Origin of the sequence: Ruegeria sp. HKCCD7559, assembly GCF_013110575.1 — a bacterium.
Classification (GTDB): Bacteria; Pseudomonadota; Alphaproteobacteria; order Rhodobacterales; family Rhodobacteraceae; genus Ruegeria.
This window is the reverse complement of record NZ_WVQU01000006.1, coordinates 195517-212266: the sequence shown is the minus strand read 5'-3', so window position 1 is coordinate 212266 and position 16750 is coordinate 195517. Positions and strand designations below refer to the sequence as shown.

Here is a 16750-nt window from a genome sequence, read left to right as displayed (position 1 = left end):
TTAAGAAAAAAATTAACTGACATGCCTGTGGGCTTTGTACATAAGCTGAGCCCGAACAGGACAGGAGACACAGCAATGAGCGCTTGGATCGAGATGATCTCGGACGACAAGGCCAACGGCCGCCTGAAAGAGCTGCTGGACAAGGCCCGCACCCCTCATGGCACCGTGGACACGGTTATGCGTGTGCATTCATTGCGGCCCGAAACGATGAACGGGCATGTGACGCTGTACCGTTCGGTCCTGCATTCTGATGACAACCGGTTGCCATTCTGGTTTCTCGAGGTTGTCGCCAGCTATACCTCGATCCTGAACGATTGCACCTATTCACTGACCCATCACTTCATGAACGTGCGCAACCTGCTGAAGGACCAGCCGCGCAGCGACCGGATTTTCGTCGCGCTCAAGGCGCATCGGCCCGAGGATGAATTCGAGGGCAAGGAACTGGCGCTGCTGCGCTATGCCGCCAAGCTGACGACGGATGTTGGCAAAATGGTCAAGTCCGACTTCGAAGCGCTCAAGATTGCAGGCTGTGAGGATGGCGAGATCCTGGAGGTCAATCAGGTCTGCGCCTATTTCAACTATTCAAACCGGTTGCTGAACGGGTTGGGTGCAACGACCGAGAATGATGTGATCGGCTATTACAAAGGTGACGACTGACGGGTTACGCCGGGTCTGGCCTTCGTGCCGAGGAACATCGTTTCGGGCGGGTCAGCCTGTTATTTCAGGCTGTGGCGGTTTCACGCCCCACGTGTTTTCTTCGGCTGTTTTGCGGATGATCGCACCGATCTTCAACAAGTTTTCGCTGAGCGGGTTGGTCTTTCGCCAGATCAGACCAATCGTCCGTGTCGGCGGCGTGTCCTGAAACCGGGCAATGGACACATCCGCGGATCGGGTTTCCAGCCCGACCGCCATTTCCGGTATCAGGGTCACACCGATGCCGGCGCCGACCATCTGAACCAGTGTGGAAAGCGAACTGCCCTCCATGATGTGCTGCGGTTCGATGTTGCGGATCGAACAGAAGGACAGGGCCTGATCCCTGAAGCAATGCCCTTCTTCCAGCAACAGCAGGCGCATGGTTCTGAGCTGCGAGGAACTTGGCATCGGCAGGTTGGCATCCTGCGCCGGGCGAACCAGCAGAAAATCTTCGTTGAACAGCGAGAACTCTCGGAGTTTGGGTTCCGAGACGGGCAGGGCAACGACACCGAAATCCAGTTTGGAATCCAGAATTTCGCCGATCAACGTCTTGGTTATCGTTTCCTTGGGTTCGATGGTCAGTTGTGGGAAACGCTGCGACAGAGCTTTGATGATCGAGGGCAGCAGATAGGGCGCGACCGTGGGAATGACCCCGATTCTGATGCGGCCGGACAGGGCGCCCGAGGGAGATTGCACCAATTTCCCCAAATCCTCGACCCGGGTCAGGATTTCGCGGCCATGTTTCAGCACGTCTTCGCCAAGTGCTGTCAGGCGGGTTTGCCGGGCCGCGCGTTCGACCAGCGGCCCCCCCATGATTGCCTCCAGCTCTTTGATTTGTATGGAAAGCGCGGGCTGCGATATTGCACTGGCCGCGGCGGCCTTGCCAAAGTGGCCGTGCGTGGCGAGCGCCTCGAAATAGCGCAGATGTTTGAGGGTGAGTGCCTTCATATGAAAAATTAATCACAACGATAGTAATTACAAATTTCCAATTATCGAAGCCGTGGGGTACGAGTCAAGATATCTGAACCCCTAGGTAAATACTCAGGAGATTTACAATGGACGGTACCCCCCACAATCATCAATCCGGCGGCTGCCCTGTCATGCATGGCGGCAATACTGGTACGGGCAATTCCGTCACCAAGTGGTGGCCGGATGCGCTGAACCTGGACATTCTGAGCCAGCACGACACGCGCACCAACCCGATGGATGCGGATTACAATCACCGAGAAGCGGTCAAGGGGCTGGACTTCAAGGCAGTTCGTGCCGATGTCGAGGCGTTGCTGACCGACAGCCAGGACTGGTGGCCGGCTGACTGGGGTCACTATGGCGGGCTGATGATCCGTCTGGCGTGGCACTCGGCCGGGTCTTACCGTCTGGGGGATGGTCGAGGTGGCGCCGGTTCGGGCAACATCCGGTTCGCGCCGCTGAATTCATGGCCGGACAATGCAAGCCTGGACAAAGCCCGCCGTCTGCTGTGGCCGGTGAAAAAGAAATACGGCAACGCGCTGTCCTGGGCCGATCTGATCGTTCTGTCGGGCACGGTGGCCTATGAATCCATGGGATTGAAGACCTTTGGTTTCGGTTTTGGTCGCGAAGACATCTGGGGCCCCGAGAAAGATGTTTACTGGGGTTCTGAAAACCAGTGGCTGGCCCCGTCCGAGAATCGCTATGGCGATCTGGAAACCCCCGGCACGCTGGAAAACCCTCTGGGTGCGGTGCATATGGGCCTGATCTATGTGAACCCCGAAGGCGTGAACGGCAATCCGGATCCGGCCAAAACCGCGCTGCATATCCGTGAAACCTTTGCGCGTATGGCGATGAATGACGAAGAGACCGCAGCATTGACCTGCGGGGGTCATACCGTCGGCAAAGCCCATGGTGCGATGCCCGGTGACAATATCGGCGCCGAGCCCGAAGCCTGCCCCGTGTCCAGCCAGGGTATGGGATGGGAAAACCCTGATCAGAACGGTAAAGCGGCCAACGCCTTTACCTCGGGGATCGAAGGGGCGTGGACGAAAGAGCCGTTGAAATTTGACATGGGCTATTTCGACTACCTGTTCGGTTACGAGTGGGAACTGGGAAAATCACCCGCAGGTGCCCATCAGTGGCAGCCCGTCGACATGCCCGAAGACGAAAAGCCGGTCGACCCGACCGACCCCACTGTTCGTCGCATGCCGATGATGACCGATGCGGATATGGCGATGAAGGTCGACCCGACCTACAACGCGATCTGTCAGAAATTCATGGCGGATCCGGACTATTTTGCCGATACATTTGCACGTGCCTGGTTCAAGTTGACTCACCGCGACATGGGTCCGCGCGTCAACTATTATGGCCCGGACGTGCCGTCAGAAGATCTGATCTGGCAGGATCCGATCCCGGCTGGTTCGACAGATTACGACATAGATGCCGTCAAGGCCAAGATCGCAGACAGCGGTCTGACCATCGCCGAGATGATCACCACCGCCTGGGACAGTGCCCGAACCTTCCGCGGTTCGGACAAGCGTGGCGGCGCAAATGGGGCGCGCATCCGACTGGCGCCGCAAAAGGACTGGGCGGGCAACGAACCCGAACGTCTGGCGAAAGTACTGGGTGTGCTGGAGCCGATCGCGGCGGAAACCGGCGCCTCGGTTGCCGACGTGATCGTTCTGGCGGGCAATGTCGGGCTTGAGCGGGCGATCAAGGCCGCAGGCTTTGACGTGGCGGTTCCGTTCTCGGCCGGTCGCGGCGACGCGTCGATCGAGCAGACCGATGTGGACAGCTTCTCGGTACTTGAGCCGCTGGCGGACGGGTTCCGCAACTGGCAGCTGAAGGAATACGCGGTCTCGCCAGAGGCGATGATGCTGGATCGTGCGCAACTGCTGGGTCTGACCGCGGCCGAGATGACCGTTCTGGTCGGTGGTCTGCGTGTGCTGGGTGCCAACCATGGCGGATCGCCGCATGGCGTCTTCACCGACCGGTTGGGCCAACTGACAAACGACTTTTTCGTCAACCTGACGGATATGTCGCTGAGCTGGCATCCGGTTGACGGAGGCACCTTTGAACTGCGCGACCGCGCCTCGGGTGAGGTCAAGTTCACCGCAACCAGCGCAGATCTGGTCTTCGGTTCGAACTCGATCCTGCGCAGCTATGCTGAGGTCTACGCCCAGGACGACAACGCCGAGAAGTTCGTGCGCGACTTTGTGGCGGCATGGACCAAGATCATGAACAACGACCGGTTCGATCTGGTTGCCTGAATCATGTAGTAAATCAGGCGGGGACACCCTCGCCTGATTTTCTTTTCAGGGGGCTGCATCCGCTGATCCCCGCTTTGCCGAGACTCGCTCACACGGTCATGAAGAGATCTTTGTATCGGTCACGCAGAATGTTCTTTTGAACCTTGCCCATCGTGTTGCGGGGCAGTTCATCCAGAACGATCAGCTTGCGCGGATGCTTGAACCGGGCCAGACCTTCGCGGACCGCGCCCGTTATCGCCTCCGGATCAGGGGTCTGGCCGGGCTCTGCCACGATGACACCAACAACCGTTTCACCGAAATCGGGATGTGGCACGCCGATCACGGCGCTTTCCAGAACACCGGGTTGATCATCGAGAACCATCTCGATCTCTTTTGGGTAAATGTTGTAGCCGCCCGAAATGATCAGATCCTTGTTGCGACCGACGATATGGACGTACCCATCCTCGTCGATGCGGCCCAGATCACCGGTGATAAAAAAGCCGTTGTCGCGCAGTTCGGCAGCGGTTTTTTCGGGCATCTGCCAATACCCTTTGAAGACGTTGGGCCCGCGCACTTCAATTATGCCGATCTCGCCCGCAGGCAGGGTATTGCCGTCTGAATCACTGATCTTCAGTTCGACCCCGGGCAGCGGGTGCCCGACCGTTCCGGCGCGCCGCTCGCCGTCATATGGGTTTGACGTGTTCATGTTGGTTTCAGTCATGCCATAGCGTTCAAGGATGCGATGACCCGTTCGTTCTTCGAACTGCACATGGGTTTCCGCCCGCAGCGGTGCCGATCCGGAAACGAAAAGGCGCATATGGGTGGCCAGTTCCCTGGTAAAACGCGGGTCGTCCAACAGGCGCGTATAGAAGGTTGGGACGCCCATCATCGACGTGGCACTGGGCAATTTGTCGATGATCTGGTCCAGATCGAATTTCGGCAGCCAGATCATGCATCCACCTGCGGCCAGCATGATATTGGTCGCGACGAACAGCCCGTGCGTGTGAAAGATCGGCAGGGCATGCAGCAGCACATCCTGCGAGGTGAAGCGCCATTCCTTGACCAGTGTCCGTGCGTTCGACAGCAGATTGTTCTGGGTCAGCATGGCGCCCTTGGACCGGCCTGTGGTTCCCGACGTGTAAAGGAACGCTGCCAGATCCTCGCCATCGCGGGCGACGGTTTCGAAACGTGTCGGCATGGTCGCGGCCAAATCTGTCAGAGACCCGGTGCCATCCGCGTTCAGCGTCTCAACCCGGGCGCCCAGCTGCGCGCCGACAGGGGTGAGTTTTCCTTCTCTTTCGGTGTCGCAGATAATCAGCGAGGCCCCGCTGTTTTCGATGAAATAGGTCAATTCATCGACCGTGTAGGCGGTATTCAGCGGCAGGAACACCAGACCGGCCTGGGCGCAGGCAGCATAAAGCGCCAGCGCCTCGGGGGTTTTTTCAACCTGCGCCGCAACGCGGTCACCGGGATTCAGGCCCAGATGCGTGGCCACATGCGCAATCTGCGCCGCTTTGCCGAGGAAATCCTGGTGAGAGATCGTTGTCCCGTCCAGCAACTGCAAAAAAGGTGTGCCTTTGCCGGCGTGGATGCCGAACAGGCCTTCATACAGAGGGTTAGCCATCAGGTTTACCTTTCTTGAGATATGAAAAGAGAGGTGGATGCAGCGAGGAAATTGATCTCGAACGAGGCGATCATCTCATGGGTCGTGGCGAATTGGTCTTGGTACTGGGCAACACGGGTCATTTCATACAGGCAGTTCACCAAAGTGCCAACGGATGGGGCCGTGATTGCGTTGCCCTGAACAGAATGAACAAAAGCACTGTTACCCAAATGAAACTGTGCAATTGAATCCAGAGGCGTGTGCCTCATTCCCCTGAGGCTCGGCAGTTACACCCGCCGACACCCTGCTGCGCATCGTGCTTTTAGAGTATCGGCGCGTGTCGACTGATTTCCCTATGAGAAGTGTTCTGGCAGCAATGCATCCGGCAGATTCTGATAGCAGACAGGACGCAAGAAACGCCGGATCGACAATGTGCCCACGGATGTGGCTCCGAAATTGGTCGAAGCCGGGTAGGGGCCGCCATGGACCATGCTGTCACATACCTCGACCCCTGTGGGGAAGCCATTGGCCAACACGCGCCCGGCTTTGCGATCAAGGATCGGCAACAGGGACCGCGCCATGCCCAAGTCGGCCTCGTCCATATGCAGGGTGCAGGTCAACTGCCCGTGCAATCCGCGCGCGACGTCGTACATTTCGTCGGGTGTCTCGGCGGTCACGATGATGCCCAGCGGGCCGAACACCTCTTCCGCGAGGGATGTGTTGGCCAGCCAGTTTGCGGCGCTTGTTCGGTAAAGGAAAGGGGTCGCATTGCGCTGATCGCATGTCGAAGCCAGAACCTCGTGAACGCCAGCGGTTTCAGCAACACGGGTCTGACCGTTGCGATAGGCTTTGGCGATGCCGTCGGTCAGCATGGTCTGCGCCGGAACTTCGGTCAATGCGGTCTGTGTGATCTCGGCGAAACGGTCCGTTGCTTCACCTGCCGGCATCACAACGACGCCCGGGTTGGTGCAGAACTGACCAGCGCCCATCGTCAGCGAGCCGGCCCAGCCTTTGGCGATATCTTCACCCCGGTTTGCCAGTGCCGCGTCCAGAATGAACATGGGGTTTACCGATCCAAGCTCACCAAAAAACGGAATCGGTTCGGGGCGCGCGGCGCACAGGTCTAACAGGGCGCGGCCGCCCGCAAGCGATCCGGTGAACCCGACCGCCTTGATCAGAGGGTGCTGCACCAAGGCAGAACCCACAGCCAAGCCGCCGTCCTGGATCAGGCTGAAAACGCTGGGATGAATGTTGCAATGGCGAATGGCCGCAAGGATGGCTTCGGCGATGATCTCGCCGGTGCCCGGATGGGCGCCGTGGCCTTTGACGACGACCGGGCAGCCGGCAGCCAGTGCGGCGGCCGTGTCCCCCCCGGCGGTGGAAAATGCCAGCGGGAAATTTGATGCGCCGAACACAGCGACCGGGCCGATCGGGCGCTGGATCATTTTCAGATCGGGCCGGGGCAGGGGTGCACGGTTCGGCAACGCGCTGTCGTGGCGCCGGTCCAGATAATCGCCGCTGAGGATATGCGTTGCGAACAGCCTCAGCTGCCCCGACGTGCGGCCCCGTTCACCTTGCAGCCGAGCCTCGGGCAGGCCGGTTTCCTGAGTGCCAATCTCGGTGATTTCATCGGCGCGCGCTTCGATCTCGTCGGCAATGGCGTTCAGAAAGACGGCGCGTTCTTCCCGAGTGGAATAGCCATAGCTCCAAAACGCCTCTTCCGCGGCCTGCGCAGCGGCGTCGACGTCTGAAATTCGACCTTTCGAAAAGTCATGCGATGGCCCATGTGCGGGTTGTGATGCAAAGAAATCGTCACCGGCAAGCCAGTTGCCGGCGATCAGATGTTTGCCATGCGGAGTAAAGGTCATTTGGGCCTCGTATTTCGGGATGTCCAGATTAATGGATAATGTATCCAAAATGACAGGACATGCAAGACCGCCCTAGGGTTCGTCTGTCCCGCGCTTCGAGGCGATCATTTCCAGAAGCTGTTCCTTGGTCCGGCGAATATGCTGCGCCAAGACCTCGCAGGCTTTGTCCACATTGCCTTCCCGGGCTAGCCGCAACAGATCACGATGTTCCTTTTTTGCGGGTTCGCGCTGTTTCATCACGCTCAGGTGCATCCTGACATAGCGATCCGATTGCAGGTTGACGCGGTCCAGCAATTCGTTGGTCAGCTTCCGCTGTGATGCCGCATAAAGCGCCGAGTGATACTGATAGTTCAATATCCCCCACTTGCCGACGTCATTTTCATCATATGACGCTTCCATCTGCTTGAGGATTTCGTCGCAACGCGCAAATTCCCTTGGGCCCATATTCGGGATGGCCCTGCGGAACAGATCGACTTCGATCAGGATGCGAAGATCGAAAATTTCACCGATTTCGTCGAGGGAATGCTTGGTCACCGAGCCGCCGCGATTGTTGGCCCATTGCACCAGACCTTCGGCATTCAGGCGTTTCAGCGCCTCGCGGATCGGCATGCGAGAGACATCATATTCCTCGGCCAGTGCTTCCTGCCGGATCGTTTCACCCTCGGCGAGTTCGCCGCTCAGGATACGTTCACGCAGATCATTTGCGATGACGTCCGGTAGGCTTTGTTTCGTGATCGCGCGTTTTCCTGCCATTTCCAATATCCCGCCACGGTTTTTTGGATACAATTACCCGTAATCACCAACTTTTCCAAGCCGAACTTGGATTTCGACCCATGTTCGAATCCTGTCCGAGATTTGGAAAAAGCCTGAATCTGATGATGAAACCGTAACGAGGACGCGTATCTTCAGACTTCTCCATTTTTAAAAAACGTGCCTGCTGACATCAAACACCCCAGGTGTCAGACAGACGATATCCACCGGGCCATGGATCTGCGGGGTCCAACATGTGCTGATGAATTCCGGTGATCCAACCGCGACCGCTGATTTCAGGAACGATCGCCGCGCGGCCACCGACCTGCGCAGTGTCAATGATCCGCCCGGTGAATCGTGATCCGATGATCGAGACAGCCTCGAAGGTCTGGCCGGGTTTCATCACCCCCTTGGCCGCCATCAGGGCCATGCGCGCGGACACTGCGGTGCCCGTCGGCGAACGGTCGACCTTACCCGGCTGGATTGCCACGGCGGACTTGCCGCTCAGACCGGTTTCCGTTTCATTCAACGGGCCGCAAAAGGCGCAGAACGATATATGATCCCAGTCCGGGTTCTCGGGATGCGAGAATCCAAGCTGCTCATTGGCGGCGTTTGTGATCTTTACCCCCAGCCGGGCTATGTCGCGGGCCTCGTGGTCGAGGATTGTGAACCCAAGCGCCTGCGCATCGACGACCACGAAACTGTCACCGCCATAGGCGGTGTCTACCGTGATCGTGCCCAGTCCGGATACCTCAAGCGGGACGGACAGCTTGTCGGCGAAGCTGGGCAGGTTCTGGACAAAGATGCGTTGTGCCTTGCCATCGCGGCATTCCGCACGTACCCGGACCAGCCCACCCGGTGCCTCGAGCACCATGTGGGTTTCCGGCTCGTGCATTGGAATGATCCCGCCATCCAGCAACACGGTTGAGACACAGATCGAGTTGGACCCCGACATGGGCGGCGTGTCTTCGGGTTCCATGATGATCCAGGCGGCGTCTGCCTCGGGGTGTTTTGGCGGAACCAGAAGGTTGACATGCCGGAACACACCGCCGCGTGGTTCGTTCAGAACAAAGTTGCGCAGGGTCTGGTCCCGCGCAATGAAGCTTCGCTGTTCCCAGAGAGTGTCGCCCGGCGGTGGGGCGACACCCCCAACGATGACATCTCCAACCTCACCTTCGGCATGGGCCGAGATCACATGTACGGTTTTTCTGCTGCGCATGTTTACCTCAGCTATATTGCGCGACGGGGGCACCCAGCGCGTCGAAGATCGGTGTCACGCCCAGACCCGGACGATCTGCTGCGGTCATCTGGCCATTGACACGCTTTGGCGCGCCTTCGGCGATGTCCACGGTACCATAGGAATTGAAATCGGTGGCCGAGAACGTGAACTCGGACGGTGTCGACCGCGCCAGATGAGCGATGGCGGCGGTGGTGATATCGCCCCCCCAGGTGTCTTCGATGGTCATCGGGATACCATGCGCGACGCACAGATCGCGCATCAGCCTTGCTTTGCTCAAACCTCCTACCTTGGAGATTTTCAGGTTGATCACGTCCATGGCGTCTTCGGCTATGCCGCGGACCAATGTGTTGGGCGTGTCGATGACCTCATCCATCACGAAGGGCAGCGCGGTGCGCCGGCGGATCGACACGCATTCCTCATAGGTCAAACAGGGTTGTTCCACATAGACATCCATGCCCGCGATGGCGCCTACGACACGCGCGGCCTCGTGCCGGGTCCAGCCAGTGTTGGCATCCGCCACCAGCAGGTCGGTCTTTTTCAGAACCGCGCGGGTGGCGTGAATGCGGTCGATGTCGTCATTGGCGTCGCCGCCCACTTTCAGTTGAAACTTCGTATAGCCTTCGGCCGCATAACCTTCGATCTTTTGCGCCATGATTTCCGGTGCTTCCTGGCTGATCGCGCGATACAGCACCACGTCCTGTTGCGCGTCGCCGCCCAACAGGGTGTAAAGGGGTTGCCCGGTCGCCTTGCCCAGCAGATCCCAGCAGGCAATATCAACAGGCGCCTTGGCATAAGGGTGGCCACGCAGGGCTGCATCCATGGTGCGATTGATCTGGCCGATATTCAGCGGATCCTGCCCGATCAGATGTGGCGACAATTCCGCCAGCCCGGCCCTGACGCCCAGGGCAAAGGACGGAAGATAAGCCGATCCCAGCGGGCAGCATTCGGCATACCCCTTGAGACCTTCATCCGTGATGATCTCGAGAACGGTGCTGTCGAAGACCTCGACATAGTTGCCATTGGACCAGCTGTAGCGGCCTTCCTTCAGCGGCAGATCCACCTGATATACGTTCAGTGCAGTGATTTTCATAAGGTGTTCTCCTGATCAGAAGCGTGTGGATGCGAAAGGCTTCATGTCGAGCGCGGGCTTTGTGTCCGTGACCAGATCCGCGACCAGTTCCGCCGTGCCTGCGGATTGCGTCAGACCCAGATGGCCATGTCCGAAGGCGTAAAATACCTGTGGCGCACGCGCCGAGCGGTCGATCAGCGGTAAACTGTCGGGCAGTGACGGCCGAAAGCCCATCCATTGCGTGCCGCCTTCCAAGTTCAGGCCAGGCATGAAGCGCCCGGCCTTTGCCAGAAGCGCGTCGGCGCGTTTGTAATTGGGTGGCAGTTCCAGCCCGCCCAACTCGACCGCGCCACCGATGCGCACGCCGCCGTTGATCCGCGTCACCACAAAGCCGTGGCCACCGAATGTTAGATGGGTGCGCAGATCAAAGGCCCCTTGGGGCAGGGTCGTGTTGTACCCGCGCTCGGTTTCCAGAGGGATGCGATCGCCCAGGGTTTTCGCCAAGTGATGAGACCACGCCCCGGCAGCCACGGTCACCTGTCTTGCATCAATTTCACCGATCGAAGTCGTCAGGCGAACGCCCGCATCCATGGGCGTGAGCGCGCTGATTGTCGCGATTTCGACCTGACCGCCACGGGCGGTGAACCGGGTGGCCAAATGTCTTGTCCAACTGGCCGGATCGACCGTGTTCATCCAGGTGGGCGTAAAACCCGCATGGGTAAATCGTGGGTCAAGCCCGGGCTGGATTTCCGCAATCGCGTCGGGGCTGTCCAGCAGGTCAAAGGGGATGCCGTGATCCTTGCGCCTGTCCCATGTGGGCAGACTGGCGCGGAATTCACCTTCACCCTCGAACACCTGCAACTGGCCGTCGCGTTGCATCAGCGCTTGGCCGTCGACATCCGCGATCTGGCGTTCCAGCGCCGTGCGGCTGTGATCCATCAAAGCAGCCTGCGCAGACAAGGCCGCAGCATAGCGATCCTGCCAACTGGCCCGCCAGAACCGCAGCATCCACGGCGCGATGTTCAAAGCGTAGGAGGGTGGAATTGAAAGCGGACCCAGCGGATCAAACAGCCATTTCGGAGCCTTGCGCATGATCCCGGGGGTGGCCAATGGCACGATGTCGGTAAAGGCAAAGGCTCCGGCGTTGCCCTTTGACGCCCCGGCTGCAACGCCTTCGCGATCCAGCACCAGCACGCGCCGGCCGCGTTTTTGCAATTCAAGTGCGGTGCTGATGCCGATGATACCGGCACCGATCACAACGATATCCGTCGGGTTGTCTTGCAGCATGGCCAGATCTTCTCAAACTGTGGCTCGGTTCCGGGGGCTGGATTGCGCCAGTCCCCGATAATTTTGTCAAAGAAGGATCCCACCGCGAAACGGATCGTTCTGCGCGAAAATCAATGTGCCCTCGGCCATGATATGCGCCTGCCCGGTCAGGGTCGGAATGACGCCGCCGTTGGGACCGGGCTGATAGCTCAGCCGGTAAGAGCTGCCGATCACGCTTTCCTGCACGATCTCTTGCCCCGGAACCAGAACCCCATCCGCCGCCAGACAGGCCAGACGCGCCGAACTGCCGGTCCCGCACGGCGATCGGTCATATTGATCGTCCGGGCACAGGACGAAATTCCTGCTGTGAACGTCTTTGTCCGGGGATTTGTCCTGCAAGATCACGTGGTCCACCGGTTCCCCGTTCTCGCCACGCACGTTCTGGTCGATGCAGGCTTTGCGAATTGCAATGGTCAGATCGGTGAGGGCACGGATGTTGCCGGGCGTCACGTCCATCGGGCTGGGATCGACAATGAAGAACCAGTTGCCACCATAGGCCAGATCGCCGGTCACTTTTCCATGGCCTTCGACGTCAACCGACACCGAAGCCTTGACCCGGCGGCTTTCGATATTGGTGACGCGCACCGTATTGGCGTCCAACAGGTCAACCGAGATGACGCCGGCCGGCGTTTCGACCCTGTGCGTCCCAAGACCGATCCGGCCCAGATGGGCCAGAGTGACCCCAAGGCCGATGGTGCCATGACCGCACATGCCCAGAACGGCGTCGGCATCGAAATAGATCACGCCGGTTTCGCAGCCAGACGTTTCCGGGGCGACCAGAAGCGCCCCGACCATGCCGGGTTGACCGCGTGGTTCCAGAAGGACCGATTTGTAGAAAGCCTTGTGCTCGGTGGCCAGGCGTTGCGCGCGCTCGGCCAGCGGTCCCGACCCCAGATCGGGGCCGCCGTTCAGGATAACCCGCGTGGGCATGCCTCCGGTGTGGCTGTCGATCACATGCATTCAGCGATGACCCCGCCCTGGCTGGACCAGTCGGCAAACCAGGTGCGGAACAGTTTGTATTGCTGTTCGCAATAGTTGCGCTGGGCATCCGTCAGCTCGTCGGTTTCGTTGAAGTGCAAGCGGTATTCCTCTTCACCGTTCAAGACCAGCAGGTGCTTGTAGTACAGCACCAGATCGGTGCCTTCGTCAAAGCTGGCCAGCACGCCAAAGGCTTCTTCAAGCTCGCGCGCGCGCAGGCGCGCTTCGGCATGGCCCGCCGCCGCTTTCTGACACAGGGCGGCCAGCAGCAATGCTTCTTTGGGCAGGGCGGTGCCGATACCGGTAATCGAACCCGTGGCACCGCAGTTGACGAAGCCATGATAAACCTCGGTGTCCACGCCCACCATCAGCGTGACCTGATCATCTTTCGAGGTGATGTGTTCCGCGGCGTAGCGCAGGTCGCCTTTGCCTCCGAATTCCTTGAACCCGACAAGGTTCGGATGATCTGCACGCAATTCCAGGAACAAATCAGCGCGGGTGGCGAAGCCGTAGACGGGGCTGTTGTATATGATGGCCGGGATATCCGGCGCGGCTGACAGGATTGCCTTGAAGTGGTTGCGCTGTGCCGGGATGGACGATCCGCGCGACAGCACACGTGGGATGACCATAAGCCCTGCCGCGCCGACCTTTTGCGCATGTGCGGCCAGCGCTACGGCAGATTTCGAGTTTATCGCACCAGTGCCGACGACGACAGGAAGGCCGGCGTCGATCAGGCGTTCGACACCTTGCATACGTTCGGCATCCGACAGCAACGGCCAGTCGCCCATCGAACCGCAATACACCACGGCCGACATGCCGGCCTCGATCATTTCCTTGCCCTTTTTCACCAGGGCATCGAAATCCGGGGTCCGGTCGGCTTTGCACGGGGTCATCAGGGCTGGCATGGTGCCGGTGAAGATATTCTTGGACATGAAGGTGATCTTCCTCGTTGTTTCTGGGGGCCAGTGCACTCAGCGCACGTTGGCCAGGAATTTACGGGTGTGTTCGGATTGCGCAGCACCGAATATCTGCCTGGGCGGGCCGATCTCTTCCATCACGCCCTGATGGAAGAAAGCAACCCGGTCCGACACATCGCGTGCAAAACCCATCTCGTGCGTGACACAGATCATGGTCATCCCTTCTTCGGCCAAAAGGCGCATCGTGTCGAGAACCTCGCCCACCAGTTCGGGATCCAACGCTGACGTCGCCTCATCAAAAAGCATGTATTCCGGCTCCATCGCCAGCGCGCGGGCGATGGCCAGACGCTGTTGCTGGCCACCCGAAAGGGCAGATGGGTAGACGCCCAGCTTTTCGCCCAGGCCAACATGGGTCAGTTGGCGGGCGGCGATATCGCGGGCTTCTGATTTTGACAGTCCTTTGACGATCTTGGGGGCCAGCGCGACGTTTTCCAATGCGGTCAGGTGAGGAAAGCTGTTCCATTGCTGAAACACCATTCCCAGCTTTGTGCGCAGCTTGTTGATATCGGTGCCTTTGGCATGAACATCTGTGCCATCGACCCTGACCGAGCCTTGCTGGATCGGTTCCAGCCCGTTGATGCAATACAGCAGGGTCGATTTGCCGGAGCCCGATGCGCCGATCACCGACAGGACCTCTCCTTTCTGCACATCCAGATCGATGCCCTTCAGCACATGCAGCGCGCCGAAATACTTGTGCAGGTCGCGAATTTCGATCATTGGGCCCACCTTTTTTCAAGAGACGCGGAATAGCGCGAAATCGGATAGCTGAGCGCGAAATAGAACGCGCCCGCGATTGTCAGGATCAGGAAAGGTTCCTGCGTCCGGGTGATCAGGATCTGACTGGCCTTGAGCAGTTCGACATAGCCCAGCACCGAAACCAACGCGCTGTCCTTCATCACTCCCAGTGCGACACCGACCCAGGCCGGGAACACCGCGCGCCCGCCAATCGGGAAGACGACATAGCGCAGATCCTGCCAATAGGTCATGCCCAGACTGCGCGCGGCACGGCGCATCGGCGCACCGACGGCCTCGATCCCTCCGCGTGCGACATTCGCAACCAAAGCGGCCGTGTAGATCGACAGGATCACCACGCCCGAGGCGAAGGGGTCCAGATTGAGCCCGACGATGGGCGCAAAGTTGTAGAACAGCACCAGTTGGATGATCAGCGGGACGGAACGGAAAACATCCAGAAACGGGGCCACTGTCAGGGCTGCGGCCAGCTTGCCCTCGTACAGGATCCACCCGCATACCACGCCAAGAAGCGTTCCGATGGATATCGACAGAACCGAAATCCAGAGTGTCCGCAGGGCAGCTTCGCCCAGGAACCACAGATCATTGATGGTGAAGCCGCTGAAAAAGCTGACAGTGGGTTGCATCTGTGCCTCCTTCAATAGCGGAAAAGCCGGGACGCCAGCAGGCGCGAGGCAAGAAGGATGATTTTGACGATCACGTAATAAATGACCGCGGTGACGGCGAAATATTCAAAGATGCGGAAGGTGCGCGAGGCAAAGAACTGCGTCTCGCCGGACAGCTCGCGGAAACCGACCAGCATGCCCAGCGAGGACATGAGCACGGCCCAGACCATCTGATTGGTGATCGGGTGATAGACGATGCGAAACACCTGCGGGATCACCACGCGTGTGTAAGCCTGCCACGCAGTCATGCCCAGAGAGCGAGAGGCCCGCAACTGCGTCTCGGGGACGGCCTGAAAACCGCCGCGAAAGTTTTCGGCCAGATAGCCGGCGCAATTGAAGGTCAAACCCGCCAGCACGATGAAATATGGCGACAGGTGCAGGCCGAATGCGCCAAGCCCGAAGCCGAAAAAGAACAGCTGAAACAAGGCGGGCGTGTTTCGGGCCAGTTCGACCCAGGCCGAGGCGAACCAGCACAGCGGCCCCTTCAGGTGCAGCCGCGTCAGTGCAAGGCACAGGCCGATGAGGATGCCCAGGATCATCGCCAGAACCGCGACTTGCAGAGTCAGCAGCGATGCCTCAAGCAAGTCCGGCAGGCTTTTCATGACCGGCCGCCAGTGGAAGTTGTAATCGAACACAGGTTTTTTCCGAATTGACCGGCTCTTTCGCCCGGCCGAAACCCGACGAAAGAGCACTGGGGGGTGAAATCAGTACATCACGCCGGGGATGCGCAGCTCGGGTGCTTCGCCACCGACATATTTGCCCCACAGTTCCTGATACCGGCCCGAACGCACCTGATGGGTGACAAACAGGTTCAGGAAATTCAGCCAGGTGACGTCCTGTCGTTTGCCCACCACCGAGGTATAGTCGGTCGTCCAGGGCATACGGGGGCCGGCCAGCACCGTTTCATACTGCTGGGTGATCGGCAGAACAGCGGTGTTGGTGGTGATGCCGATATCGGCCTTGCCCTGCGCGACCGCCAGAAACACCTCGTTTTCCGACTGATAGCCCTGATAATTGCCTTCCTCACCCCATTCGGCGGCAATCTTCAGCCATTCCTGTTCCGGCACGGTGCCAATCGCGGCGGCGACGCGTTTGCCGCGGATGTCTTCGAAGGTTTCGATCCCGCTGTCCGCGTTCACGACGCCCTGCGCATAGTAGATTGCATAGGGAATGCTGAAGCCCACGGTCCGCGCCCGTTCAAGGCTGTCCGAGGTTGCGCCGAACACGACGTCGGCGCGCCCGGTCACGATGACTGGCAGGCGTTCGGCCCAGGTCAAAGGCAGGATTTCCGCCTCGACTTCAAGCGCCGCGGCCAGATCATTGCAGTAATCCACGTCAAAACCCGCCGGTTCGTTGTTGGCGTCTCGATACCCGATCGGCGGAAAGTCCAGAACAACGCCGCAGCGAAGAGTACCGCGATCCACGACATCGTCGAGCGTGTCCGCCATCGCAGGACCTGTTGTGAAAGTGGTGAAGGCCGCCAAAGCGACGAGTTTCTTGAGCATGTGATCCTCCCTGAATCAAAGATGCGATCACGAATAAAGGATATTGGATCCAACATCCATAAAAAAATTCCACCGGCAACGGACACGGGCCCGTACCCGGCTAAAGCATGG

15 protein-coding genes are annotated in these 16750 nt (G+C 59.2%); 2 read left to right on the top strand and 13 right to left on the bottom strand.

Annotated elements, in window-relative coordinates:
* Positions 1–75 precede the first annotated feature (75 nt).
* Positions 76–657 (top strand): carboxymuconolactone decarboxylase family protein, encoded by a 582-nt coding sequence (locus GS605_RS16185; RefSeq protein ID WP_171636574.1) that lies wholly within the window; start codon positions 76–78, stop codon positions 655–657.
* 51 nt (positions 658–708) lie between these two features.
* On the opposite strand, the gene GS605_RS16180 is transcribed toward GS605_RS16185, so the two are convergent.
* Entirely contained in the window at positions 709–1641 is a 933-nt protein-coding gene (locus tag GS605_RS16180) for a hydrogen peroxide-inducible genes activator (protein WP_171724640.1), read from the bottom strand.
* Positions 1642–1748: 107 nt separating this feature from the next.
* Between GS605_RS16180 and katG the strand changes: the two genes are divergently transcribed.
* Positions 1749–3929, top strand: a complete 2181-nt coding sequence (katG, locus tag GS605_RS16175) for a catalase/peroxidase HPI (protein WP_171724639.1) — start codon at positions 1749–1751, stop codon at positions 3927–3929.
* An 88-nt stretch (positions 3930–4017) separates the two neighbouring features.
* On the opposite strand, the gene GS605_RS16170 is transcribed toward katG, so the two are convergent.
* The 12 genes from GS605_RS16170 to GS605_RS16115 all read right to left on the bottom strand — a co-directional run bounded on the left by GS605_RS16170 (position 4018) and on the right by GS605_RS16115 (position 16639).
* The gene (locus GS605_RS16170; protein WP_171724638.1) at positions 4018–5532 is read right to left on the bottom strand and encodes a malonyl-CoA synthase; all 1515 of its coding nucleotides are present in this window, start codon (positions 5530–5532) and stop codon (positions 4018–4020) included.
* 332 nt (positions 5533–5864) lie between these two features.
* On the bottom strand, positions 5865–7379 hold the full coding sequence (locus GS605_RS16165; RefSeq protein ID WP_171724637.1) for an aldehyde dehydrogenase (NADP(+)): 1515 nt from the start codon (positions 7377–7379) through the stop codon (positions 5865–5867).
* A 72-nt stretch (positions 7380–7451) separates the two neighbouring features.
* Positions 7452–8132 carry a GntR family transcriptional regulator gene (locus tag GS605_RS16160; protein WP_171636564.1) on the bottom strand — a complete coding sequence of 227 codons (681 nt, stop codon included), beginning with the start codon at positions 8130–8132 and terminating at the stop codon, positions 7452–7454.
* Between the two features lie 190 nt (positions 8133–8322).
* Complete coding sequence (locus GS605_RS16155) at positions 8323–9348, bottom strand: proline racemase family protein (RefSeq protein ID WP_171724636.1); 1026 nt, start codon at positions 9346–9348, stop codon at positions 8323–8325.
* 7 nt (positions 9349–9355) lie between these two features.
* Positions 9356–10459: a cis-3-hydroxy-L-proline dehydratase gene (locus GS605_RS16150; RefSeq protein WP_171724635.1), complete on the bottom strand. Its 1104-nt coding sequence runs from the start codon at positions 10457–10459 to the stop codon at positions 9356–9358.
* 15 nt (positions 10460–10474) lie between these two features.
* On the bottom strand, positions 10475–11725 hold the full coding sequence (locus tag GS605_RS16145; RefSeq protein WP_171724634.1) for an FAD-binding oxidoreductase: 1251 nt from the start codon (positions 11723–11725) through the stop codon (positions 10475–10477).
* A gap of 66 nt (positions 11726–11791) precedes the next feature.
* Positions 11792–12724: a proline racemase family protein gene (locus GS605_RS16140; protein ID WP_171724633.1), complete on the bottom strand. Its 933-nt coding sequence runs from the start codon at positions 12722–12724 to the stop codon at positions 11792–11794.
* Positions 12715–13674: a dihydrodipicolinate synthase family protein gene (locus tag GS605_RS16135; protein ID WP_171118193.1), complete on the bottom strand. Its 960-nt coding sequence runs from the start codon at positions 13672–13674 to the stop codon at positions 12715–12717. Before GS605_RS16135 ends, GS605_RS16140 begins: the two co-directional genes overlap by 10 nt.
* A gap of 39 nt (positions 13675–13713) precedes the next feature.
* Positions 13714–14436: an amino acid ABC transporter ATP-binding protein gene (locus tag GS605_RS16130; RefSeq protein ID WP_171724632.1), complete on the bottom strand. Its 723-nt coding sequence runs from the start codon at positions 14434–14436 to the stop codon at positions 13714–13716.
* Complete coding sequence (locus tag GS605_RS16125; protein WP_171636552.1) at positions 14433–15095, bottom strand: amino acid ABC transporter permease; 663 nt, start codon at positions 15093–15095, stop codon at positions 14433–14435. Before GS605_RS16125 ends, GS605_RS16130 begins: the two co-directional genes overlap by 4 nt.
* An 11-nt stretch (positions 15096–15106) precedes the next feature.
* Positions 15107–15769 carry an amino acid ABC transporter permease gene (locus tag GS605_RS16120; RefSeq protein WP_171724631.1) on the bottom strand — a complete coding sequence of 221 codons (663 nt, stop codon included), beginning with the start codon at positions 15767–15769 and terminating at the stop codon, positions 15107–15109.
* A gap of 69 nt (positions 15770–15838) precedes the next feature.
* Positions 15839–16639: a transporter substrate-binding domain-containing protein gene (locus GS605_RS16115; RefSeq protein ID WP_171636548.1), complete on the bottom strand. Its 801-nt coding sequence runs from the start codon at positions 16637–16639 to the stop codon at positions 15839–15841.
* Positions 16640–16750: the final 111 nt, after the last annotated feature.